The following is a 22,024-nucleotide window of genomic DNA, read 5'->3' on the forward strand; positions in this document are numbered from 1 at the left end:
GGAAGGCCCCTCATGTCTGAGCGCTATCCCCTCGCCGACCTCGCCGACCTGCCCGATGACCTGCGCGAACGCGTCCTCGCCGAGCAGGAGAAGGCGGGCTTCGTCCCCGAGGTGTTCCTGATGTTCGGCCGTCGCCCGGCCGAGTCGCGCGCGTTCTTCGCCTACCACGACGCACTGATGGAGCGAGAGGGAAACCTCACCAAGGCGGACAAGGAGATGATCGTGGTGACCATCTCCGGGCAGAACAACTGCCTGTTCTGCGTGGTCGCCCACGGGGCGATCCTGCGCATCGTGAAGAAGGCCCCGCAGATCGCCGACCAGCTGGCCGTGAACTACCGCAAGGCCGACCTCACCCCGCGGGAGCGGGCGATCTGCGACTTCGCCACCAAGGTCAACCTGCGCTCGGACGAGCTGTGCGACGCCGACTTCGCGGCCCTACACGAGCACGGTCTCGACGACGAGGACGCGTGGGACATCGCCGCCATCACCGGGCTGTTCGGGCTGAGCAACCGCCTCGCAAACGCCACGGACATGCGTCCTAACCCGGAGTTCTACCTGATGGGCCGGGTGCCGCGGCAGAAGTGACGGCGGCCGCCCCGGCCATCGGCAGCGCTGCCGGTCAGCCCTGCTCGGTGACGACGCCGCAGGCGATGCGGCTGCCGCCGTCGCCGGCGTTGCGGGTCTCCTCATCAGCCCCTTCGGGCGCGTAGCGCTCGGGGATGTTGGCGAGGTTGTCGGAGTTCTCGTGGATCATCACGGCCGAGCCGTCGTCGTCCAGGAGCAGGTCGCGGTCGAGGCGGTCGGTCAGTGTCATGATGCGCGCCGAGCCGTCCTCGGTGACGAAGAGCGGCGGGAGGTCGCCGGCGTGTTCGGGGTGGCCGGCTTCGCCGTCGGGGCCGGCGAGGTGACCACCCGCGGACAGGAAGGCTCCGCGCTCACCCGGTTCGTTCGGGTTCTCGCTGTCGGGCTCGCACAGTCCCGCGCCGTGGATGTGCAGGCCGTGGAACCCGGGCGTCAGGTCGGTGGCGTCGACCGTGACGATCGTGCCGCCGTCCGCCTCGGCGAACTCGACGGTGCCGCGGGCCTGGCCCTCGGGGTCGACCAGCTCGGCGGTCGCGAAGGCCTGGCCCTCGCTCGCGCCAGCGGCGCCGCCTTCGGTCACGGTCGTCGTCGCGGTCACCTGGGGTTCGACGTCGCCCTGCGCGGCCGGTGAGTCCTCTCCGGTGCCGCAAGACGCGAGCAGAATCGCGGAGGCGCCCAGGGCGACGAGTGGCATTTTCCTGCTCGAGAGTCGGGCGGTGGACACGGTGCGTGCGGTCATGGAACCTCCTCGGACGGCGTCGTGGCCGTCACGCTACCCACGAGCCCCGGCGCTGCAACCGCCTTGTGCGACTGCCCTTCTCAGCCGGTCGCACAGAGACCTCGCCGCTACCACAAAGTAAGGATCCACTGGGCTGGATAAGCTGGCGTTTTGTTGATCTGCCAACCCCGAAGTCGGACGCTTGCCCTGACACGCCACAGGGCCGCGACCCGCGGCACGCCTAGACCCATTGGCCTGCAATGACTTTCGATAACGCGGGCACGAGCTCGGCCGGGACAGAATCAAGAGTGTGATGCTCGTTACCTAAATTTGGCCAACCGCTTGCGCAACCTGAGAGCGAGATGCATACTCTTCTCAGTCCCCGCACAGATTCCCTCTGGCCCTCCGCGGGGCATCCCCCTCCCCTCGAGCCCACGGGCTCAATCCCCCTCTAGAAAGGGTTCGTCATGAACCAGGCGTACTACGCTCTCGCCACCCTGCAGGCCTTCTTCTCCGATCGCCTGGACAACCGCAAGGACCGCGGCGCGACCGCCGTCGAGTATGGCCTCATGGTCGGCCTCATCGCGGTCGCGATCATCGTCGCCGTCGGCTTCATCGGCACGGACCTGACAGCTCTCTTCAATCAGGTCGTCGCAGCCCTCCCCGGCGGAAACGCTGGCACTCCCTGACAGAGGTCGAGCCCGGTGAAGGTTCAGGCCTTCACCGGGCTTGGCTCGCCGCCTCCTCCCCTCCTTGCGTCACGACCGCATGTTCACGCCCTCACGTGACCGCGGAGCAGCCGCAGTTGAATTTGCGCTCGTCCTGCCAATACTTCTGCTGCTGGTCATCGGCATTCTCGAATTCGGCCGCGCTTATCACGTCCAGACGACCCTTTCCAACGCTGCTCGCGACGGGGTTCGGGTCATGGCCCTACAGGACAGCGCATCCGCGGCCATTCAGGCGGCGAAAACGTCAGCCGAGCCCCTCGACCTCGCCGGCGCACGAATTCTCGTTGAGCCGACCGATGGATGCACTGCGCCCGGTATCGCTACCGGACTGGCGACGGTGACCATCGAGTATCCGTTTGAGCTTGTCTCCGGGTTTCTACCCCTGGACGCCATCACGCTCACAGGCAAAGGGACCATGCGATGCTTCGGTTAACTGATGATCGCGGCGCGGTCGCTGTGATCGTCGCGATTCTAATGGTCCCGATAATTGGCTTCGCGGCAGTCTCCCTCGATATCGCCGCCACTCACGAAAAAAGGCTACAAATTCAGAATGGCGCCGATGCCGCCGCGCTAGCCATTGCGCAGGACTGCGCCCGCTATGCATGCAGCAATCCTGAACAGACCGCACGCACATTAGCAATCGCCAATAGCAACTCTGGCGTGGTAGCAGCATCTCTGCCGGTCATACCCAGCTCAAAAACTGGGCGGGTAACTGTCGAAACCTCGGCCGTGCGCGATCATTGGTTCGCCCCGGTCTTGGGCATCGACTCGACTGAACTCCGCGCGCGCTCTAGCGCGGCGTGGGGATCGCCAACCGGCGGGACCGCAGTTCTTCCACTCATTCTCCCGCTCTGCGAAGTTAAGAAGAATGCAGACCCTTACGGTCGACCCACTGGGATTGAGCAGACGATTGTGACGACGCCAGCCAGCTGCCCGCCGAACGGGAAGAACCAGGTTCTCCCGGGAGGATTCGGGTGGCTGCAGACCGACGTCATGAAGAGTTGCAATGTCACAACACGCATAGGGGGCGAGGCACGCAGCGAACCCGGCAACACGATAAAGCACTGCGATCTTTCACCTATTCGTGACCGGACCGTCCTTGTCCCGATTTTCGATGAGTCCGACCCCGCCAATTCCTACGGCACAGGAAAGAACGGCCGGTACATCGTGTACGGCTATGCCGCGTTCCATGTGACCGGGTACTACTTCTCCAACCAGAGCTGGGGAGACCTGAGATGCAGCGGAGAGATAGGGGTCAGCGGAAACGGAAACGGAAACGGGAACGGCAACGGCAACGGCAACGGCAACGGCAATAGCGAACGCTGCATCAGTGGCTACTTCACCGAATTGCATCTAGCCGATCCCGACTTCGATTACGGCCCCGGTGCGCCGAACCTTGGCGCGTCCGCCGTCTACCTTCTACCCGATTAGTGAGTGAGCCATGACCCGACGTCTCGTCTCGGCGATCGCCGCCGGCGTCCTCGCAATCCTCGGCGCGGTGCTGCTCGTCGGTTACGTGAACACCGCGGACAGCCGTGCAATGGCGGACCTGGATCCCGTCGACGTGCTGGTGGTGTCGGCGCCGATCGCCCAGGGTACGCCCGCGGAGGAGATCGCGACCTTGGTTACCACCACGAGCCTGCCCCGCAAGGCCGTGGGGCCCGACCCCGTCCGCTCGCTCGCGGAGGTCTCCGGCCGGGTGGCGGCGACGGACCTGCAGCCGGGCGAACAACTCCTCGGCGCGCGGTTTGTCACTCTCCAGTCGCTTGAACGTTTCGGCGGCATTCCGGTCCCCGAGGGATATCACCAGGTCACCATCCCGCTCGACGCTGCCCGGGTCGTCGGCGGAACCGTCACCCCCGGTGACACCGTCGGCGTCTTCGTGACAAACGGCGGCGGGTCGACGCGGTTGATCCTTCGAAAGATTCTCGTCACGCGCGTCCAGGGTGGGCTCGGCGCGTCTCAGCCGGACGAGGGCGTGGAGGATCCCGACGCCGCGCCGGAGCCGGAGGGGGGCGCCCTGATCACCATGGCGCTGACCACCGAGCAGTCGTTGACCGTCGTCCATGCCGCCGAGCACTTCCCGATCTGGCTCTCCCTCGAGGACGACTCCGTCCCGAACGACGGCACCCCCTCCATCGAGTACAGGGACTTCTACTGATGAGCCGCATCCTGATCGCCTCCGACTCCGCCGACCTGCGCGGGAAGGTCGCCACCGCGGCCGGCGCACCCGTCTCGGTCATCCCCGGCACCGCGCTGCCCGCCGGCCCGCCGCAACTGTTCCAGCGCCTCGGCGCGGGCGCGCCGATCCCGCAGGTCGTGGTGATCGACACCGCCGCGGGACTCGACGACGCCCTGGGGCTCTCGTCCCGGCTGGCGGCGGAGTGCCCGGGACTGGCGGTGGTGTTGGTGACCGATGAGCCCGACACGCTCGCGCTGTCCGCCCTCCGCGCCGGCGCGTGCGATGTGGTGCACCCCGAGGCCGGGGTCCCCGAGGTCGCGGCGATCCTGCGGCGCGCGGCCCAGGTCGCGGCCGCCTCCGCCCCGCAGCACCACGGGGACGGGACGAGCAACGGGGCCGGCGACTCCCGCGGCCGCGTCATCAGCGTCGTCTCCCCCAAGGGCGGCGTCGGCAAGACGACCGTCGCCACGAACCTCGCCGTCGGCCTGGCCCGCTCCGCGCCACACTCGACGGTGCTGGTGGACCTGGACGTGCAGTTCGGCGACGTGGCCAGCGCCCTCAACCTCGACCCCGAGCACACGCTCCTCGACGTGGTCCGCGGCCCGGCCGTGCAGGACTCGATGGTGCTCAAGACCTTCCTCACCCAGCACCAGACCGGCCTCTACACCGTGTGCGCGCCGGTCTCCCCCGCGGACGCCGACGACATCACCTCCGCCGACGTGGCCCGGCTGCTCCAGACGCTGGCCTCGGAGTTCCGCTACATCGTCGTGGACACCGCCCCGGGCCTCGACGATCACGCGCTCGCCGCGATCGACCAGGCCGACGAACTCGTCCTCATGACGAGCCTCGACGTCCCGGGCGTACGCGGCCTGCGCAAGGAGATGACGGTCCTGCGTGACCTGGGCATCGACGTCGACCGGCGCCACGTCCTGGTGAACTTCGCCGACCCGCGCAGCGGGCTGACGAAGGCCGACGCGGAGGCCACCATCGGTGCCGGCGTCGACCTCGTCCTGCCCCGCAGCAAGGCGGTGCCGGTCTCCGTCAACCAGGGCCTGCCGCTGCTGCAGAGCGACACCCGCGACCCCATGACCAAGCAGCTGCGCAAGCTCGTCGACCGCTTCACGCCGGCGCCCATGCGCCCGGCCCCGACCGCCGTGCCCGTCACCGTGGGCGGCCGGCACCGACTCCGTAGGAAGCGGGTGAAGGCATGAGCCTGGCCGAACGTCTCCGCGCCGCGCGCGCCGCCGACGGCCTCACCGCCGGCGCGCCCCCCGCCGGTACCGCCGCGCAGGTCCCCGCCGCGTCGGACGCACCGTCGTCGGTGGCCACCTCGACGATGACGACGACGAAGCCGGTCGCCGCGGGCGGTCCGCAGGCTCCCGCGACCGCGGGAGGGCCCGTGACCGACGATCCCACGGCCGATCCGCTGATCGCCCTCAAGGAACGCGCGGCCAGCGCGCTGTTCGAGCGCATCGGCGCGCGCCTGAACAACCCTTCGCTCACCGAGGACCAGCTGCACGCCATGGTGCGCGCCGAGCTCAACAAGGTCGTCGAGGACGAGACCGTCCCCCTCACCGGCGACCAGCGCCAGCGCCTGATCGCCGACGTCCAGGCCGACGTCCTGGGCCACGGTCCGCTGGAGAAACTCCTCGACGACCCGGACATCACCGAGATCATGGTCAACGGCCCGGACATGATCTTCGTCGAACGCGCCGGTCAGCTCACCCGACACCCGTCCCGGTTCACCTCGGAGGAGCACCTCCGGCAGGTGATCGAGCGGATCGTCTCCCGCATCGGCCGCCGCGTCGACGAGTCGTCCCCGCTGGTCGACGCCCGACTCGCGGACGGGTCCCGCGTCAACGCGGTGATCCCGCCGCTCGCGGTCAACGGCTCGTCGCTGACCATCCGGAAGTTCTCCAAGGACCCCTTCCAGGTCCACGACCTCATCCGGTTCGGCACCCTCACCCCCGAGATGGCCGAGGTCCTGCAGGCCTGCGTGCAGGCGCGACTCAACATCATCGTCTCCGGCGGCACCGGCTCCGGGAAGACCACGCTGCTCAACGTGCTGTCCTCGTTCATCCCCGAGGGCGAGCGGATCGTCACCATCGAGGACGCCGTCGAGCTGCAGCTGCAGCAGGATCACGTGGTGCGGCTCGAGTCGAGGCCCGCGAACATCGAGGGCCGCGGCGAGATCACCATCCGCGAACTCGTCCGCAACTCCCTGCGGATGCGGCCCGACCGGATCGTGGTGGGCGAGGTCCGTGGCGGGGAGACCCTCGACATGCTCCAGGCCATGAACACCGGCCACGACGGGTCACTCTCCACCGTGCACTCCAATTCGCCACGTGACGCCATCGCCCGCCTCGAGACCCTCGTGCTCATGGCCGGCATGGACCTGCCACTGCGGGCCATCCGGGAGCAGATCGCCTCCGCTGTCGACGTCATCATCCAGCTCACCCGTCTGCGCGACGGCACCCGCCGCATCACCGCGGTGACCGAGGTCCAGGGCATGGAGGGCCAGACGGTCACCCTGCAGGACGCGTTCCTGTTCGACTACTCCGCCGGCGTCGGACCCGACGGCAAGTTCCTCGGCAAGCCCGTCGCCACAGGGGTCCGCCCGCGGTTCACCGACCGGTTCGCCGAACTCGGCATCACCCTGTCCCCCCGCGTGTTCGGGGCCACCACCGACGGGGCGGGGGCGATCCGGTGAACGCCCAGTCCGCGCAGGCCGCCCTGCTCTCCCCCGCCGGGCTGGGCATCGTCGCCGTCGCGCTCGCCGTCGCCGTCCTCACCTTCCTCGCGCTGGCCCCCGCGCGCGGGCACATCCCCCGCGAACGCCGCAGGCCCGACCAGGCCGCCGGCCCCGGCCTGCTGAACCGCACGGCCACCGCGCTGACCGAGGCGATCGACTCCGTCCTGCGCCGCCGCGGGACCACGGGAGCCGGCCAGCTCGAACGCGCCGGCGTCCGCATGGGACTCCAGGACTACGTCTTCCTCGTCGTCGTCGCCACCATCGTCGGCTTCGCCCTGGGACTCATCCTCATCGGCCCGCTGATGGGCGTGCTCCTCGCGCTCCTCGCGCCCGTGGGCGGATACGTCCTGCTCCAGGTCCTCGCCGCCCGCCGCCGCGCGGCGTTCGCCGACCAACTCGACGACTCCCTGCAGCTCATGGCCTCGAGCCTGCGCGCCGGGCACAGCCTCCTGCAGGCGCTGGCCTCCGTCGCCCGCGAGGCCGAGCAGCCGACCTCCGAGGAGTTCGCCCGGATCATCAACGAGACCCGCGTCGGCCGCGAGCTCGCCCCCGCACTCGAGGAGACCGCCGCCCGGATGGGCAGCCAGGACTTCGTGTGGGTCACCCAGGCCATCGCCATCAACCGCGAGGTCGGCGGCAACCTCGCCGAGGTCCTGGACGGCGTGGGCCACACCATCCGCGAGCGCAACCAGATCCGCCGGCAGGTCAAGGCGCTGGCCGCGGAGGGCAAACTTTCCGCGTACGTGCTGATGGCGCTGCCGTTCGGCATCGGCGGCTTCCTGTTCGTCTCCAACCCGTCCTACATCGCCGTGCTCACGCAGAGCCCGCTCGGCTGGGGGATGATCGCCGCCGGCGTGGTCATGCTCACCATCGGCGGGATCTGGCTGAGCAAGGTCGTGCGCATCCGGTTCTGACCCCGGGCGCCGCCCCCCCCCCCCCCCCCGGCCCCGGCCCCCCCCCCCCCCCCCCCCCCCCCCCCCCCCCCCCCCCCCCCCCCGCCNTCATGCTCACCATCGGCGGGATCTGGCTGAGCAAGGTCGTGCGCATCCGGTTCTGACCCCGGGCGCCGCCCCCGCCCCGACCCGGGCAGCGGCCCTCACCGCAGCCCCCGCCCCTTCCCTCCCCCCTCTTGCCCGTCTCCGCGAAAGGAGGCCCCTGCGATGCCGCTGACCGCCGCACTGGCCGTGTTCGTCCTGACCGCGTCCGTGTTCCTGCTGGCCTTCGCCGTCTTCGCGGGCCGCGACACCGTCCGCGCTCGCACCGTCACCAACCTCCGCCGCGGCATGGACGACGGGTTCGCCTCCCAGGTCGACCTGACCGGGGTCGACGACGACGACTCCCGCAGCCGCCTGTACGAGGTCGCCCGCCGCCTGACGCCGGTCGGCACCATTCGCAGGCTCGAGACGCTGTCCATCCGCGCGGGACGGCCCCGCGGATGGTCCATCCAGCGGCTGGTCGTGGCCAAGATCGTGGTGCCGCTCATCGTGGTGCTGCTGGGCCTGGCGCTGCTGCGCACCAACCCCTCACCGATGCTGCTCCTGCTCATGCTGGGCACCGCGGCGGTGTGCTACTTCCTGCCGGAGCTGCTCCTGCAGAGCCGGGGCCAGGAGCGCAACGACGAGATCGCGCTCGAGCTGGCCGACACCCTCGACCAGATGACGATCGCCGTGGAGGCCGGGCTCGGGTTCGACGCCGCGATGGCCCGCGCCGGCCGCAACGGCACCGGCCCGCTCGCGCAGGAGCTCATCCGGACACTGCAGGAGATCCAGGTGGGGCAGCTGCGCCGCACCGCCTACGAGCAGCTGGCCCTGCGCACCGACGTGCCCGACCTGCGGCGGTTCATCCGCGCGATCAACCAGGCGGACGCCTACGGCATCTCCGTGGCCGACGTGCTGCGCACCCAGGCGTCCGAGATGCGCCTCAAGCGGCGGCAGCGGGCCGAGGAGAAGGCCCAGCAGGTGCCGGTCAAGGTGATCTTCCCCCTGCTGGTGTGCATTCTGCCCGTACTGTTCATCGTGCTGCTCGGTCCGACCGTGATCAACATGATGGAGGCGTTCTCCTAGGTGCTCTTCGTGATCTGCGTGGCCTCCGCGGTCGTGTCCGCGGTGGTCGCTGCCGCACTCACCCGGCCGATGCGCGCCCTCGCCGGCTCCCGGTCACGCTGGCTGCGCAGCGGGCTCCACGTCCTGCTCGCCGCCGCGGGCGGGTTCGGGGCCCCCTACCTCGCCCTGGGCTGGGCCGACCTGACCACCTTCCTCGCCCTGGCCGTGGCCTGCGCCCTGCTCATCCCGATCGACCTGGCGGTCTTCCGGCTGCCGGACGCGATCGTGCTCCCCCTGTACCCGCTGACGGCCGTCGGCCTCACCGTCACGGCCGCGACCTTCGACGCGTGGGGGTCGCTGGGCCGGGCCGCGGCGGGCGCCGCGGTGCTGCTCGCGTTCTACTTCGTGTTGGCCCTGATCAACCCGGCCGGCCTGGGGTTGGGTGATGTGAAGCTCGCCGGCGTCCTCGGCGCGTTCCTCGGCTGGCTCGGCTGGCCCGCCGTGCTGGCTGGGACGCTGGCGGCGTTCGTCCTCAACGCCGCCGTGGCGCTCGTCCTCCTCGCGGCCCGGCGCGTCACCGTCAAGAGCGGGATCGCGTTCGGCCCGGCGATGATCCTCGGCGCGGTCCTCGGCGCCGCCTACTGGGCCGTGCGCTCGACGGCCCTCGCGGGTTAGACGGGCTGACGCGCCCCACGGTCGGCGGCGCCGCGGCCGCGCTCGCGCCGCAGCCCCGTCAGTCGCCGGACCAGCGCCACGGCCACCACGACGACCGACGCGACCGCCGCCGCCCCCACCAGGGCGGCCGACTCGTGCTCGCCGGAGGTGCGGCCGAAGGCGACCCACGCCAGGCCCCACGAGGTGGCCAGCGCCGGCGGGATGCGCCCGCCGCTGATGAGCGCGGTGGCCACGCCGACCGCCGCCGCCACCACGATCCCGACGATGCCGAACGGCACGCCGGTCACCACGTCGACGCCCGCGCTGGCGAGCCACGCGAAGGTGTTGGCGAAGAACGCCACGGACACCCAGCCCAGGTACAGCCCGAACGTGCCGTCGGTGACCACGGACTCGAGCACCCCGCCGATCCGCGGCGCGGCGAGGACGTACATGATCCGCACGAGCACGGCCAGCAGCAGCGCGATCACGATGACCGAGCCGAGGATCAGCTCGAGCTGCACCGCCCAGACCCACGCCGCGTTGAGCAGCACCGACGCCAGCGCCCACGGCCGCAGCGCCGCCTGCCGCACCGAGCGGCGGGCGGTCGGCGTGAGCTGCCACAGGGCGTACGCGGCGAGGCCGATGTAGATGACACTCCAGATGCTGAACGCCGATCCGGCCGGGGCGACGGGGGTGGCGTCGGCGGACAGGACGCCGCCGGCGGCCTCGGCGATCGGGGTGCCGCCCAGCGCGCCGCTGCCGAAGAACGCGGCCACGATCGCGGCCGCGGTGCCCAGCACGGTGATGATCGGCAGCGCCCAACCGGTCGGCGTCGCGAGGGTGCCCGGCCCGGCGGGGTCGGCGGGCCCGCCCGGCGCGCCGCGGTCGGCGGGTCCGCCCGGGCCGGGGTGGCCGGCGCGTCCGGGGTCGGTGGAGGGGGCATCGGTCGCGGGATCGGAGTGTGACCTCATAACTCCACCCAACCACGGGCTACCCGACAGTGCAGCCGGTCGCTGGGGCGCTCGGGCCTCCGGAACCGCGAAATCCGCTACCCCGCCTCGGGATCCGCTACCCCGGTAGGAGTAGCGGATCCGGAGCGGGAGTAGCGGATTCGGGGAGATCGGGCGGGGCAGGCGTCAGACGGCGGCGCGGAACCTCCGCAGGCGCAGGCTGTTGGCCACCACGAACACCGAGGAGAACGCCATCGCCGCGCCGGCGATCATGGGGTTGAGCAGTCCCGCCGCGGCCAACGGCAGCGCCGCGACGTTGTAGGCGAACGCCCAGAACAGGTTGCCCCGGATCGTGGCCAGCGTGCGCCGCGACAGGCGGATCGCGTCGGCCGCCGAGCGCAGGTCGCCGCGGACCAGCGTGAGGTCGGAGGCCTCGATCGCCGCGTCCGTGCCGGTGCCGATGGCCAACCCCAGGTCGGCGGTGGCGAGGGCCGCGGCGTCGTTGACGCCGTCGCCCACCATCGCCACGACCCGGCCCTCGCCCTGCAGGCGGCGGACCACCTCGACCTTGTCCGCGGGCATGACTTCGGCGATCACCGTCTCCGGGCCGGGATCGATCCCCACCTCGGCCGCCACCGAGGCGGCCACGGCGGCGTTGTCGCCGGTGAGCAGGATCGGCGTGAGGCCGAGGTCCCGGAAACGGCGGATGGCCTCGGCGGAGGTGTCCTTGATCTGATCGGCCACCACCAGAACCCCGCGGGCCCTCCCGCCCCAGCCCACGGCCACCGCCGTGCGGCCACCCTGCGCGGCCTCGGCGACGGCGGCCTCCAGCTCCTGCGGAAGCGGCATGTTCCGCTCTGCCAGCAGCGCGGGCCGGCCCACCACGACCACCTCGTCGTCGTCGACACCCTCCACGGCGTCCGCACCGTCCGCACGGCGGGCACCGGCGCCGCCACCCACGCGGCCCGACACCCCCAGGCCCTCGTGGTTCCGGAAGCCCTCGACGGCCGGCAGGGCGCCGACCTCCTCGCGCGCACCGGCGGCGATCGCGCGGGCGATGGGATGCTCGGAGGCGTCCTCCACGGCGCCCGCGCGGCGCAGCACCTCGTCGCGGTCCTCGCCGGACGCGACGGTCGTCGAGACCAGCGCGTGGCGGCCGGTGGTGACGGTGCCGGTCTTGTCCAACACGATCGTGTCGACGCGGCGCGTGGACTCCAACACCTCGGGCCCCTTGATGAGGATCCCCAGCTGCGCGCCGCGCCCGGTGCCCACCATGAGCGCCATCGGCGTGGCCAGGCCGAGCGCGCACGGGCAGGCGATGATGAGCACCGCCACGGCCGCGGTGAACGCCATCGACGCGCCGCCCCCGGTGAGCATCCAGTACGCGAACGTGCCCGCGGCCAGGACCAACACGATCGGGACGAACACGCCCGAGATGCGATCGGCCAGGCGCTGCGCGGCGGCCTTGCCGGACTGGGCGTCCTCGACCATCCGCGCCATCTGCGCGAGCTGGGTGTCGGCGCCGACGCGGGTCGCGCGCACGATCAGGCGGCCGCTGGCGTTGACGGTGCCGCCCACCACGGCGTCACCCGGGCCGACCTCCGCGGGCACGGATTCGCCGGTGACCATGGACGTGTCGATCGCGGAGGCGCCGTCGACGATCTCGCCGTCCGTGGCGATCTTCTCGCCGGGCCGCACGACGAACTCCTCGCCCACCTGCAGCGTCTCCACCGGCACGCGGGACTCCACGCCGCCGCGCAGGACCGCGACGTCCTTCGCGCCCAGCTCGAGCAGCGAGCGCAGGGCGGCGCCGGCGGAGCGCTTGGAGCGGGCCTCGAAGTAGCGGCCGAGCAGGATGAACGTGGTCACGCCCGCGGCGGCCTCGAGGTAGATGTCGCCCGCGCCGTCGCTGGGCGAGAGGCTGAACTCGAAGCCGTGCGTCATGCCGGGCATGCCGGCGTGGCCGAAGAACAGGGCGTACACCGACCACAGGAACGCCGCCGAGGTACCCAGCGAGACGAGCGTGTCCATGGTGAACGCGCCGTGGCGCAGGTTGATCGCGGCCGCGCGGTGGAACGGCCACGCGCCCCACACGATGACCGGCGCGGCCAGGGTGAGACTCAGCCACTGCCAGTGGGTGAACTGCAGCGCCGGGATCATGGCCATCGCGATGACGGGGATCGACAGGACCGCCGAGATGAGGACGCGGCGGCGCAGGTCGTCCACGCGGTCGGGGCCGGCCGAGTCGTCGGTCTGGTTGTTGGCGCTGCCCGCGGCGCGGCCGGCGTCGGTCGCCCCGCCGGCTCCGGGCGCGGCGGGCTCCGGCGTGCGGGGTTTCGGCAGGCGGGCGTGGTACCCGGCCTGTTCGACGGTGTCCAGGAGGAGCTGCGGCTGCATGTCCGCCGGGAGCTCCACCCGCGCCTTCTCGGTGGCGTAGTTGACCTCCGCCGTGACGGCGTCGAGCTTGTTGAGCTTGCGCTCGATGCGGTTCGCGCACGCCGCGCAGGTCATGCCCTCGATCTGGAGCTCGACGAGGGTGGTGGCGCCCGCGGCGCCGGTCGCCGGTCCGGGGGCGGCGGTCCGGGCGGGGTCGTTGGTGGTCACCGTGATCACCCCTCCGTGAGTGTGTACCCGGCCTCGTCCACGGCGGCGCGGACCGCCGCGGGATCGATCGGGTCGGAGGAGACGACGACGAGGCGACCGGACTCCAGATCGACCTCGACCTCCGAGACGCCGGAGATCTCGGAGACCTCCTCCTTGACGGAGGCGACGCAGTGGCCGCAGGTCATGCCGGAGACGGTGTAGGTGGCGGTGGCGGACATGGGGTTCTCCTCTGTCGGTCGGGGTGTGTGGGGTGAGTCGGGCGGGCGCCGTCGATCAGGACCGGACCAGTCGGGCGATCGCGGCGTTGGCCTCGGCGAGCTTGGCCTCGGCCTCGGGCCCGCCGTGTTCGATCGCTCCGGCGACGCAGTGGCCGAGGTGCTCCTCGAGCAGGCTCAGCGAGACGGACTGCAGTGCGCGGGTCATGGCGGAGATCTGCGTGAGGATGTCGATGCAGTACTTGTCCTCCTCGACCATCCGCTGCAGCCCCCGGGCCTGCCCCTCGATACGGCGTAGCCGCTTGAGGAGGTCGTCCTTGTGAGGGGTGTACCCGTGCTCAGCCATGCCACATACGGTACCCCCCTAGGGTATGTACGGCAAGGGTCGGCGCCCTGTCCCCGTCGCGCCCGCCGGCCGTACGCGCCGACCGGTGTCGCTTCCCGGCGGTTCTTCCTATGGTCGAGGCCAGACCTGCTTTTCGTTGTCGACCCGTCGGGAAAGGAATGGCAGTCATGACCGCGCAACCCGATAACGCCGCCCGCCCCCGTCTCCCGGTGCAGCTCGCCTCGCGCGTCGTGGGCGTCGTGTTCCTACTGGTGGGGATCGCCGGGTTCATCCCGGGCCTCACCACCGGCTACGACACGATGCAGTTCATCGGCCACGAATCCCAGGCCATGCTCCTGGGGATCTTCCAGGTGTCGATCCTGCACAACGCCGTCCACCTGGCGTTCGGCGTGCTCGGCATCCTCATGTCCCGCACCCCGGCGCAGGCCAGGCTGTTCCTGCTCGTGGGCGGCGTCATCTACCTCGTCCTGTGGGTCTACGGACTGTTCATCGGCCACGACTCGCCGGCGAACTTCGTACCCCTCAACACGGCTGACAACTGGCTGCACCTGGTCCTGGGCCTCGGCATGATCGCCCTGTCCTTCCTCCGCCGCGGCCGTCCGGCCGACACCTGAGCCGTCTCGCCCCGGCCCACACAGATCGACAGAGGAGAAGTCATGCCCAAGACCGGCAAGGACGGCCACGCCAAGGAGAGCGAACTGCCCTCGACCCTTCAGCGCAGCGACCAGAAGGCCAAGGACACGTTCGCCAAGGCCTACGACTCCGCCGAGGAGGAGTACAGCAGCGAGTCCCGAGTGGCCCGCACGGCGTGGAGCGCCGTGAAGCACACCCACGAGAAGGTCGGCGACCACTGGGAGCCCAAGGACTCCGCGGGCCCGTCCGACTCCCGCTCCGAGAGCGGCGGACCGAACCCGTCCGGGAAGTCCGAGGGCGGCGTCGACGCCAACGCGACCAAGGACCATCTCTACGAGCAGGCCCGGAAACTCGATATTCCCGGCCGCTCGGACATGACGAAGGACGAGCTCGTCGACGCGCTGCGCAAGGCCAACGACAAGGAGACGCGGAAGAGCCGCGACAAGTGAGCGGCCGGCCGAGCAGGCACGCGGTCTCCTCGGCGCCGCCGGGTGGAGCGGCCCGGTGATCCGCCGCGAACACCTCGCGTGGAGCCTGCGCGTCGCCGGGCTGCGCTACCGGTTCCGGGAGAGCCTGTTCGTCCTCCCGGCCCTGGTGATGGTCGGGGGGATCCTTCTCGCGATCGCCGCCACCTCCGCGGACAACGCCCTGGGCGACGAGGCGGAGGTGCCGCTGACGCTGGCGATGAACAGCAACGCCGCGACCTGGCTGGTCGCCACAGTGGCGGGCGCGATGATCACGACCGTGGGCGTGGTCTTCTCCCTGACCGTCGTCAGCCTCCAGCTGGCCAGCGGGCAGTTCTCCCCGAGGGTCATGCGCTCGTTCATCCGCGACCGCCTCAGCCAGGGCGTGATCGGCCTGCTGGTGGGCACGTTCTTCTACTGCGTGCTGGTCCTGCCCAACATCAACGGGGAGGCCACCGCTCCCGCGCCGCGGATCTCGGTCACCCTCGCGGTGGCCCTCACCCTGGTCACCGTGGTGGGCATCATCGCCCACCTCGACCATCTCGCGCGCGGGCTCCAAGTGGGGACCCTCGCGCGCGTCATCTCGGACGAGGGCCGGGCCATCGTGTCGGCCGCGGGCCAGACCCCGTCCGGACTGCACGAGGTGGACCCGGCCGACTTCCCCACCTCCGACGACGCCACGATCGTGCACTCGCGGCGCAGCGGATGGGTCAGCCAGGTGGGCGTCGAGCAGATGCTGCGCGCCGTGCCGCCCGGCACGACGGTGAGGATGGAGACTCGTGTGGGCGCCTACATCCACGAGGGTGAACCCCTCTACACCGTCCACCCGCACCAACCCCGACGAATCCAGCACGCCCTCGCGGAGGCCATCGACGTCACCGCCGCGCGGACGATGCTCCAGGACGTCGACTTCGCGATCCGACAGCTGGTCGACATCGGCCTGCGCGCCCTGAGCCCGGCCGTCAACGACCCCACGACCGCCGTCGAGATCCTCCTGCGCCTGGGCACTCTCATGCGCAAGCTCCTCACCTCGCCGCCGGCTCCCCTGGCGGTGCGGGACGAGCAGGACCGTGTCCTGGTCCAGCCGTACAACCTGCACCCCGACGAGTTCGTCGAGCACGCCTTCGACCAGCTCCGTCAGTGCAGCCTGGATCAGCCCGAAGTCGTCGCCACGCTGCTGCGGGTCCTCCGGATGCTCATCGCCCATGTGCACGGGGAAGGATGTCCGGACCGCGCGGACGCCCTGGAGCGGCAGATGCGGCTGACCCTCGAGGCGGTCGCGAAGCGGCCGGACCTGCACCCGGAGGACCTGGCGCGCCTGGAGGCGCTCTCCTCCAACGAGACGGATCCCGCCGACCACAGCCGGTGACCGCGCAGGCGGGCCGCGCTGGCGGGCATCGTGGCCGCCCGGGCCCGGACGGGAAGCGGACACGCCCCACGGCCCCGGGACGAGTCACCACGGGACGACAATCCCGATTAGGCTCCGTTTACTCGTCATCCGCACCACAGGGAGTCCGGGGGGACCGTGACACGTCGTCGTATCGCGATGCGCGCAGCCGCTTTCGCCACCGCCATCGCCACTGCTTTCGCGGGAGGGGCGCTCGCCGCGCCCGCCGCCGGCGCGCAGGGATCGTCCAACGATCCGGCGCCCGCCTTCTACCAGCCGCCCGCCGAGCTGCCCGGCGCCCCGGGCGTGCTCGTCAAGACCGAGGCCTTCCCGCTGGCCGCCTCGATCCCGCCGATCCCCGGCGCCGGGTCCATCTCGGATGCCGCCGGGCCGCTGTCCACGGACGCGCACCGGCTCATGTACACCTCGGTCGGGTCCCGCGACCAGCCGATCGCCGTCACCGGAGCCTACCTGCAGCCGCGTGCCCCGTGGACCGGCCCGGGCAGCCGCCCGCTCGCCGTGATCGCGCCGGGCACGCAGGGGCAGGCCGATCACTGCGCGCCCTCGAAGACCTTCCAGAACCTGGCCACCGTCCGCACGGATCCGCCCGGGGTCGGCTTCGGTTACGAGCTGTTCCAGGCGTACGCGCTTCTCGCCCGCGGGTACGCGGTGGCGATGACGGACTACGAGGGCCTCGGCACGCCCGGCCTGCACTCGTACGTGAACCGTGAGTCCCAGGCCCGGGCGGTGCTCGACCTCGCGCGCGCCGCCTCGGCGGTGCCCGGCGCCGACATCCGGCCCGACGCCCGCACGGTGTTCACGGGCTACTCGCAGGGCGGCGGGGCCGTCGCGGCGGCCGCCGAGCTCCACCCGAGCTACGCGCCGGAGGTCAACCTGGTCGGCACCGCGGCGGGCTCCCCGCCGGCCGACCTGCTGGCCACGCTCGAGCAGGTCGACGGGACCGCGATCGCCGGCGTGATCGGCTACTCGCTCAACAGCCTGCTCGACGCCTACCCGGACATGGGTCCGCTGATCGACCCGTACTTCAACGACCGTGGCCGGGCCATGCTCGCGGCGACCTCGGACCAGTGCATCGGCGAGACCGCGATCCAGTTCTTCCAGCAGCGCACCACCGACTTCACCGTCTCGGGCCGGTCGGCCGGGGACATCGTGCGCGGGGAGCCCGAGATCCTCGCGTTCCTCGAGCGTCAGCGCATCGGCCGGCTCACGCCCACCACGCCGGTGCGGATCCTCTCGCCCGTCAACGACGACGTGGTCCCCGGCCACCAGTCGCAGCAGCTCGGCCGCGACTGGTGCGCCCGGGGCGCGGCGGTCGACATGGCCATCGACCCGATGCCGGCGGTCGCACCCGGCCTCGTGATCGGCCACGCCGCGCCGATGATCACGGGCCTCGACGCCAATCTGCGGTACCTGGACGAGCGCGTGGCGGGCGTCCCCGCGCCCAGCAACTGCGGGACCTACTGACCCGCCTCGGGTCATGAGACGGGGCCGGGGCCGGCGGACGCGCCTGCCCCGGCTCCGCAAGAAAGTTGCGCAATCTGGTTGTACGATCGGCGCGTGACCGACCGCGACCGCCCGATCGACCCCGCCTCACCCGACCCCGCCCAGCTCGCCGCGGAGCTGCGTGAGGCGCTGCGCCCCCTGTGGCGCCGGCTCCGCGCGCACAAGACGCTGTCGATGGGCAAGGTCGGGATCCTGTTCCACCTCGAGCAGCACGGCCCGCTTGCGGCCACCGACCTCGCGGGCCTCGAGCGGATCAGTCACCAGGCGGTGGCCAACGCCGTGCGCGAGCTGCAGGACCTGGGGCTGATCTCGCGCAGTCCGGACCCGGAGGACGGCCGCCGCACGCTCGTCTCGCTCACCGACGCCGGCCGCGACCGACTCCTCGCCGAGCGCTCGGCGGGGCAGGACTGGCTGGCCACCGCGGTCGCGGACCACCTCGACGCCGACGACCGCGCCGCGCTCGCCGCCGCCCTCCCGGTGCTCCGGCGCCTCGACGACGTCGCCGGCACCGAGGCCGAGCAGTGACCGCGCCCTACCGCCGGCCCGCGCCGCGCTGGTTCGTCCAGGCCCTCGTCTACGCCGCCCTGACCAGTTCGATCGTCAGCTCGCTCGGCATGCTGCTCGTGCCGTCGGTCGCCGCGGAGTTCGACGTCACCGTCAGTACGGCGCAGTGGATGCTCACCGTGAACCTGCTGGTGGGCGCGGTGGCGACGCCGATCATGGGCCGCCTCGCCGACGGGCCCCACACCCGCCGCCTGCTGCTGACCAGCCTCGGCGTTATCTTCCTCGGGTCGGTCGTGGCGACGCTCGCGCCCGACTTCACGGTGTTCCTCATCGGCCGCGCCCTGCAGGGGTTGCTGTACGGCACGGTGCCGGTGACCATCGCGCTGGCCCGCCGCCACCTCGACTACACCGCGTCGCAGCCCACCATCTCCACACTCTCGGTGACGGTGTCGGTGGGGATGGGCCTGGGTTATCCCCTCACCGGCATCCTCGCCTCGACGTTCGACCTGCGGGCGGCGTTCGCGTTCGCGGCGCTCTTCGTCGTCACCGCCGCGGTCGGGGTGTGGCGCTTCGTGCCCGCGGGCCCCGATCCCCTCGCGCCCCGCACCCCGTTCGACGTCACGGGGGCGATCCTGCTGGGCGTCGGGCTGGCGGCGCTGCTGTTGTGGATCTCGGAAGCGCAGACGTGGGGCTGGGGTTCGGCGACGGCGCTGGTCGTGCTGGTGGTGGCGCTGCACACGCTGCTGCTGTGGGTGGTGCACAGTGTCCGCACCCGGCATCCCCTGGTCAACCTGCGGGTCGTGCGGCGGCCGGAGGTTCTGCTGGCCAACGCCACGGCGATCGGCCTGGGCACGGCGATGTACATCGGCCTGTCGATCGCGAGCCTGGTGGCGCAGGCGCCGCGGGAGACGGGCTTCGGCCTGGCGGTGCCGCTGCTGTGGGCGGGGTTCATGATGGCGCCGCTGTCGGTGGGCAGCCTCGCGGCCAACCGCACCGTCCGGGCGCTGTCCCGCCGGGTGGACATGGCGATGTTCCTGCCGGTGGGCGCGGCCGTGATGACGGTGGCGTCCGTCCTGCTGTGGCTGCGCCACAGCGACTTCTGGACCCTCGCGATCGGCATGTTCCTGTTCGGCGCGGGCATCGGCTCGGGCTACGCGGCGATGCCGGCGCTCATCGCCCGCAGTGTGGCCGTCGACCAGCTGGGCAGCGCGGTGAGCTTCAACCAGGTGCTGCGCACGGTCGGTGGCGCGGTCGGTGCCGCGCTGTCGGCGGCGGTCCTCGCCGCGCATCCGTCCGGGTCGACCTACTCCACCGACGAGGGGATCACCATGGCGTTCGGCGTGGGGGTGCTGTGCTGTGTGGTGGTGTCGCTGGCGTTGGTGGTCCATGCCGTGTCGGGTCGACGACGACGAGCCCGCCCGTAGTCCCGTCGCCCGCCCGTGGCCCGCGCTACCGTTCCCCCATGCGCGTGCTGAGCTGGGTCCCGATCGTGATCGTCACCGTGGTTCACCTGGTCGCGCTGGTGGCGGACGCCGCGGTCGTGGCGGCGTGGTCGCAGGTCCTTCTCATGCCCGCGCTCGCGGTGGTGTTGCTGACGCTGCCGCGCCACGACCGCGGCCCGGCGTGGCCGTGGGCCGGCGGGGCTCTCGCGGCGAGCTGGGTGGGCGATTCGCTGCCCCGTGTGGTGCCCGAGGACGCGCAGTTCCTGTCCATGGTCGGCGGGTTCGCGGTGGCGCAGGTGTTGTGGATCGTGGCGTTCACGCGCGTCGAGCGGGGTCGGGCGCCCATGGCGTGGACCCTGCTCCTGGTGGTGGTCGCGGTGGCGTTGCTGGCGGTGACGATGCCGGAGGCCGGGATCCTCGCCCCGGCCGTCCTGGCCTACGGGATGCTCCTGCTCGCGGTGGCGTGGTTCGCGGCCGACCACGGCTGGGTGGGCGGGCTCGGCGGCGCCCTGTTCATCCTGTCGGACGGGCTCATCGCGCTGGGGGCGTTCCGGCCCGACCTCGTCGACTGGCCCGAGCGCGACCTCATGGTGATGGCCACCTACGTCGCGGCGCAGGCCCTGTTCGTGGCGGTCGTCCTGTTCACCCGCTCGCCTGACCACACACTCCTGCGGTCACCGATCCACCTGCGGGACGCCGCTTAGCCGTCGCCTCACGCACGAGACCTCGTGACCCCCAGGGCTGCCAGATGCCTCGTGCACTCGGCGTGGAAGTCGGCGACGGTCCGCGGCTTGAGGGCCATCCGGCGGCCCGTGCCGTCGGAGACGAGCGACGCACACCGCGGGGCGGTCGAACGCGAGGCCCGGAATCTGACCCCGCCCTCTCACCAGGTGATGCGCTCCGGGCGGGCGTCGGCGAGGATCTCCTCGCGGTCGTCGGCCAGGAGGAAGCCCTCGGCGATGAGCCGGTCGGTGGCCTCGGTATAGGCCCGCAGGTACTCGTCGCGGTCCGACCACCGCTGACGCAGCTGCTCGTCGGGCACCACCTCCGTGCGACCGAGGAGCATGCAGAACGGCGCGGACCGCGGATAGGGCGCACCGACCAGCCTCTCGACCGGCGCCTCCACGGCCGGGGTCCGCACGCCACCGCGGCCGATGCCCAGGTCGCCGGGGACCACCTCGTCGTCGTACTCCACCGGCGGCGCGGCCGGCGGGCGCGCTCCCCCGTCGATCCACGTGAGGAGGTGGCGCAGCGCGGCCCGGCAGACGAACACCTGCTGGCCACTGTTGATCGCGCCGCCGCAGTCGACCATGCCCGCGAGCTCGCCCAGCTGGTAGGCGTCGGCGTGGGCCTGGCCGGCGATCTCCCAGGTGACGATCTTCTCGGAGTCGGGCTGGCGGGCGCGGGCCGAGTCGAGCAGTCCACCGAGGTCGCCCTCGGCCTGCACCACCAGCACGGGCGTGTCGAGGTCGTCGCGCAGGAGCAGGGTCTGCGACGAGACGGCGGCGGCGATCCCGGCCGCGCGCCCGCGATCGCCGAACGGCAGCGCGCCCCCGCCGCGGCTGTGCAGCAGGAAGCCGTCGAACACACCGGCCAGCGGGTGGACGCCGTCGATGTACGAGGTCAGCGCGATGGCCGACTGCGACTCCCCGATCGCCACCACCACCTCCGGCTGCAACCCGGCGAGCGGCCCGGCGTCGAGCGGGGCCGCGCCGTCGCGCGACCCGCCCGCCGCGCGACAGTAGCGGCCGACCTGCGTGACGATGTCGTACGAGTACGCATCGCCGGGATGGTGCAGGTCGCCGTAGCGGGCCCTGCGCTGCGCCCGCAGGCCGCCGGTCTGGCCGCCCATGCCCACGGCCGCGTCGCCGCCCTCGACGGCGATGAACTGCGCCGACACCCCGACCCACGCGTGGCCCGCGCGCACGATCTCCTCCGCGAGGTAGGTGTACTCGGGCGCGGCGTCCTGGCCACCGCTGACGTTGAGCCACTCCACCAGCACCACGCCGCTGAACCGGTCGGCGGCCGGCCGGCGGACCAGCACGCGGGTGCGATACGGGGCCGAGTCCGCCTCGGCCAGCACGACCCGGCCGTTCGTCGGCAGCTCGCCGACCGAGTACGACACCGCCTCACCCGCACACGCCCACTCGGACTCCGTGAACTCCGCCGCGGCGAGGTCCGGGCCCGGGCGGGCGGCCATGGGCGGGACGGGCCGGCCCTCGGTGAGTTCGGTGAACGTCGGGGTCGCCACTGGCTGCATGGCGATGATTCTGCCCGGCCCCGGCGTCCGCGGCCCC

At 71.7% G+C, this 22,024-nt stretch carries 23 protein-coding genes; 17 read left to right on the forward strand and 6 right to left on the reverse strand.

Translation table 11 applies throughout. The features are described 5' to 3' along the window. Positions 1 to 12 precede the first annotated feature (12 nt). The gene (locus RWK90_RS07015; RefSeq protein ID WP_314036188.1) at positions 13 to 585 is read left to right on the forward strand and encodes a peroxidase-related enzyme; all 573 of its coding nucleotides are present in this window, start codon (positions 13 to 15) and stop codon (positions 583 to 585) included. Positions 586 to 619: 34 nt separating this feature from the next. Here the strand turns inward: RWK90_RS07015 and RWK90_RS07020 are convergent, their stop codons facing one another. Continuing rightward, positions 620 to 1,321, reverse strand: coding sequence for a superoxide dismutase family protein (locus RWK90_RS07020; protein WP_314036190.1), 702 nt, complete (start codon positions 1,319 to 1,321; stop codon positions 620 to 622). A 446-nt stretch (positions 1,322 to 1,767) separates the two neighbouring features. Between RWK90_RS07020 and RWK90_RS07025 the strand changes: the two genes are divergently transcribed. From RWK90_RS07025 to RWK90_RS07065, 9 genes are all read left to right on the forward strand, one after another. Beyond that, complete coding sequence (locus RWK90_RS07025) at positions 1,768 to 1,989, forward strand: Flp family type IVb pilin (RefSeq protein ID WP_314036192.1); 222 nt, start codon at positions 1,768 to 1,770, stop codon at positions 1,987 to 1,989. Positions 1,990 to 2,068: 79 nt separating this feature from the next. Further along, positions 2,069 to 2,461: a pilus assembly protein gene (locus RWK90_RS07030; protein ID WP_314036194.1), complete on the forward strand. Its 393-nt coding sequence runs from the start codon at positions 2,069 to 2,071 to the stop codon at positions 2,459 to 2,461. Then, positions 2,449 to 3,459, forward strand: coding sequence for a pilus assembly protein TadG-related protein (locus tag RWK90_RS07035; RefSeq protein ID WP_314036196.1), 1,011 nt, complete (start codon positions 2,449 to 2,451; stop codon positions 3,457 to 3,459). Before RWK90_RS07030 ends, RWK90_RS07035 begins: the two co-directional genes overlap by 13 nt. Positions 3,460 to 3,469: 10 nt before the next feature. After that, positions 3,470 to 4,189, forward strand: coding sequence for an RcpC/CpaB family pilus assembly protein (locus tag RWK90_RS07040; RefSeq protein WP_314036198.1), 720 nt, complete (start codon positions 3,470 to 3,472; stop codon positions 4,187 to 4,189). Further along, on the forward strand, positions 4,189 to 5,421 hold the full coding sequence (locus tag RWK90_RS07045) for an AAA family ATPase (RefSeq protein WP_314036200.1): 1,233 nt from the start codon (positions 4,189 to 4,191) through the stop codon (positions 5,419 to 5,421). The genes RWK90_RS07040 and RWK90_RS07045 overlap by 1 nt, the downstream gene beginning before the upstream one ends. Further along, a complete protein-coding gene (locus tag RWK90_RS07050) occupies positions 5,418 to 6,920 on the forward strand; it encodes a CpaF family protein (RefSeq protein WP_314036202.1) in 1,503 nt (500 codons plus the stop codon). The genes RWK90_RS07045 and RWK90_RS07050 overlap by 4 nt, the downstream gene beginning before the upstream one ends. After that, complete coding sequence (locus RWK90_RS07055) at positions 6,917 to 7,876, forward strand: type II secretion system F family protein (protein WP_314036204.1); 960 nt, start codon at positions 6,917 to 6,919, stop codon at positions 7,874 to 7,876. The genes RWK90_RS07050 and RWK90_RS07055 overlap by 4 nt, the downstream gene beginning before the upstream one ends. A gap of 246 nt (positions 7,877 to 8,122) precedes the next feature. Further along, positions 8,123 to 9,025 carry a type II secretion system F family protein gene (locus RWK90_RS07060; RefSeq protein ID WP_314036206.1) on the forward strand — a complete coding sequence of 301 codons (903 nt, stop codon included), beginning with the start codon at positions 8,123 to 8,125 and terminating at the stop codon, positions 9,023 to 9,025. Continuing rightward, positions 9,026 to 9,679 carry a prepilin peptidase gene (locus RWK90_RS07065; protein ID WP_314036208.1) on the forward strand — a complete coding sequence of 218 codons (654 nt, stop codon included), beginning with the start codon at positions 9,026 to 9,028 and terminating at the stop codon, positions 9,677 to 9,679. Here the strand turns inward: RWK90_RS07065 and RWK90_RS07070 are convergent. The 4 genes from RWK90_RS07070 to RWK90_RS07085 form a co-directional block, all read right to left on the reverse strand. After that, positions 9,676 to 10,629 (reverse strand): tryptophan-rich sensory protein, encoded by a 954-nt coding sequence (locus RWK90_RS07070; RefSeq protein WP_314036210.1) that lies wholly within the window; start codon positions 10,627 to 10,629, stop codon positions 9,676 to 9,678. The two genes, RWK90_RS07065 and RWK90_RS07070, sit on opposite strands and share 4 nt — an antisense overlap. 165 nt (positions 10,630 to 10,794) lie before the next feature. After that, positions 10,795 to 13,119: a heavy metal translocating P-type ATPase gene (locus RWK90_RS07075; RefSeq protein ID WP_396230296.1), complete on the reverse strand. Its 2,325-nt coding sequence runs from the start codon at positions 13,117 to 13,119 to the stop codon at positions 10,795 to 10,797. A gap of 98 nt (positions 13,120 to 13,217) precedes the next feature. After that, entirely contained in the window at positions 13,218 to 13,430 is a 213-nt protein-coding gene (locus RWK90_RS07080; RefSeq protein WP_314036212.1) for a heavy-metal-associated domain-containing protein, read from the reverse strand. Positions 13,431 to 13,485: 55 nt separating this feature from the next. Continuing rightward, on the reverse strand, positions 13,486 to 13,773 hold the full coding sequence (locus RWK90_RS07085) for a metal-sensitive transcriptional regulator (protein WP_314036214.1): 288 nt from the start codon (positions 13,771 to 13,773) through the stop codon (positions 13,486 to 13,488). Between the two features lie 167 nt (positions 13,774 to 13,940). Between RWK90_RS07085 and RWK90_RS07090 the strand changes: the two genes are divergently transcribed. The 7 genes from RWK90_RS07090 to RWK90_RS07120 all read left to right on the forward strand — a co-directional run bounded on the left by RWK90_RS07090 (position 13,941) and on the right by RWK90_RS07120 (position 20,431). After that, positions 13,941 to 14,387, forward strand: coding sequence for a DUF4383 domain-containing protein (locus RWK90_RS07090; RefSeq protein ID WP_314036216.1), 447 nt, complete (start codon positions 13,941 to 13,943; stop codon positions 14,385 to 14,387). 42 nt (positions 14,388 to 14,429) lie between these two features. Further along, positions 14,430 to 14,855, forward strand: coding sequence for a ChaB family protein (locus RWK90_RS07095; RefSeq protein ID WP_314036218.1), 426 nt, complete (start codon positions 14,430 to 14,432; stop codon positions 14,853 to 14,855). Between the two features lie 55 nt (positions 14,856 to 14,910). Further along, complete coding sequence (locus tag RWK90_RS07100; RefSeq protein ID WP_314036220.1) at positions 14,911 to 16,239, forward strand: DUF2254 domain-containing protein; 1,329 nt, start codon at positions 14,911 to 14,913, stop codon at positions 16,237 to 16,239. Between the two features lie 177 nt (positions 16,240 to 16,416). Then, positions 16,417 to 17,742 (forward strand): lipase family protein, encoded by a 1,326-nt coding sequence (locus RWK90_RS07105; protein ID WP_314036222.1) that lies wholly within the window; start codon positions 16,417 to 16,419, stop codon positions 17,740 to 17,742. Positions 17,743 to 17,835: 93 nt separating this feature from the next. Further along, a complete protein-coding gene (locus RWK90_RS07110; RefSeq protein ID WP_314036224.1) occupies positions 17,836 to 18,306 on the forward strand; it encodes a MarR family transcriptional regulator in 471 nt (156 codons plus the stop codon). Next, positions 18,303 to 19,709: an MFS transporter gene (locus RWK90_RS07115; protein WP_314036226.1), complete on the forward strand. Its 1,407-nt coding sequence runs from the start codon at positions 18,303 to 18,305 to the stop codon at positions 19,707 to 19,709. Before RWK90_RS07110 ends, RWK90_RS07115 begins: the two co-directional genes overlap by 4 nt. A gap of 38 nt (positions 19,710 to 19,747) precedes the next feature. Next, positions 19,748 to 20,431: a lysoplasmalogenase gene (locus tag RWK90_RS07120; RefSeq protein ID WP_314036228.1), complete on the forward strand. Its 684-nt coding sequence runs from the start codon at positions 19,748 to 19,750 to the stop codon at positions 20,429 to 20,431. Positions 20,432 to 20,610: 179 nt separating this feature from the next. Here RWK90_RS07120 and RWK90_RS07125 read toward each other — a convergent pair whose 3' ends face one another. Continuing rightward, entirely contained in the window at positions 20,611 to 21,987 is a 1,377-nt protein-coding gene (locus RWK90_RS07125) for an alpha/beta hydrolase domain-containing protein (RefSeq protein ID WP_314036230.1), read from the reverse strand. Between the last annotated feature and the right edge of the window lie 37 nt (positions 21,988 to 22,024).

Origin of the sequence: Dietzia sp. CH92 (assembly GCF_032248695.1) — a bacterium.
In the GTDB taxonomy this organism is placed as follows: domain Bacteria; phylum Actinomycetota; class Actinomycetes; order Mycobacteriales; family Mycobacteriaceae; genus Dietzia.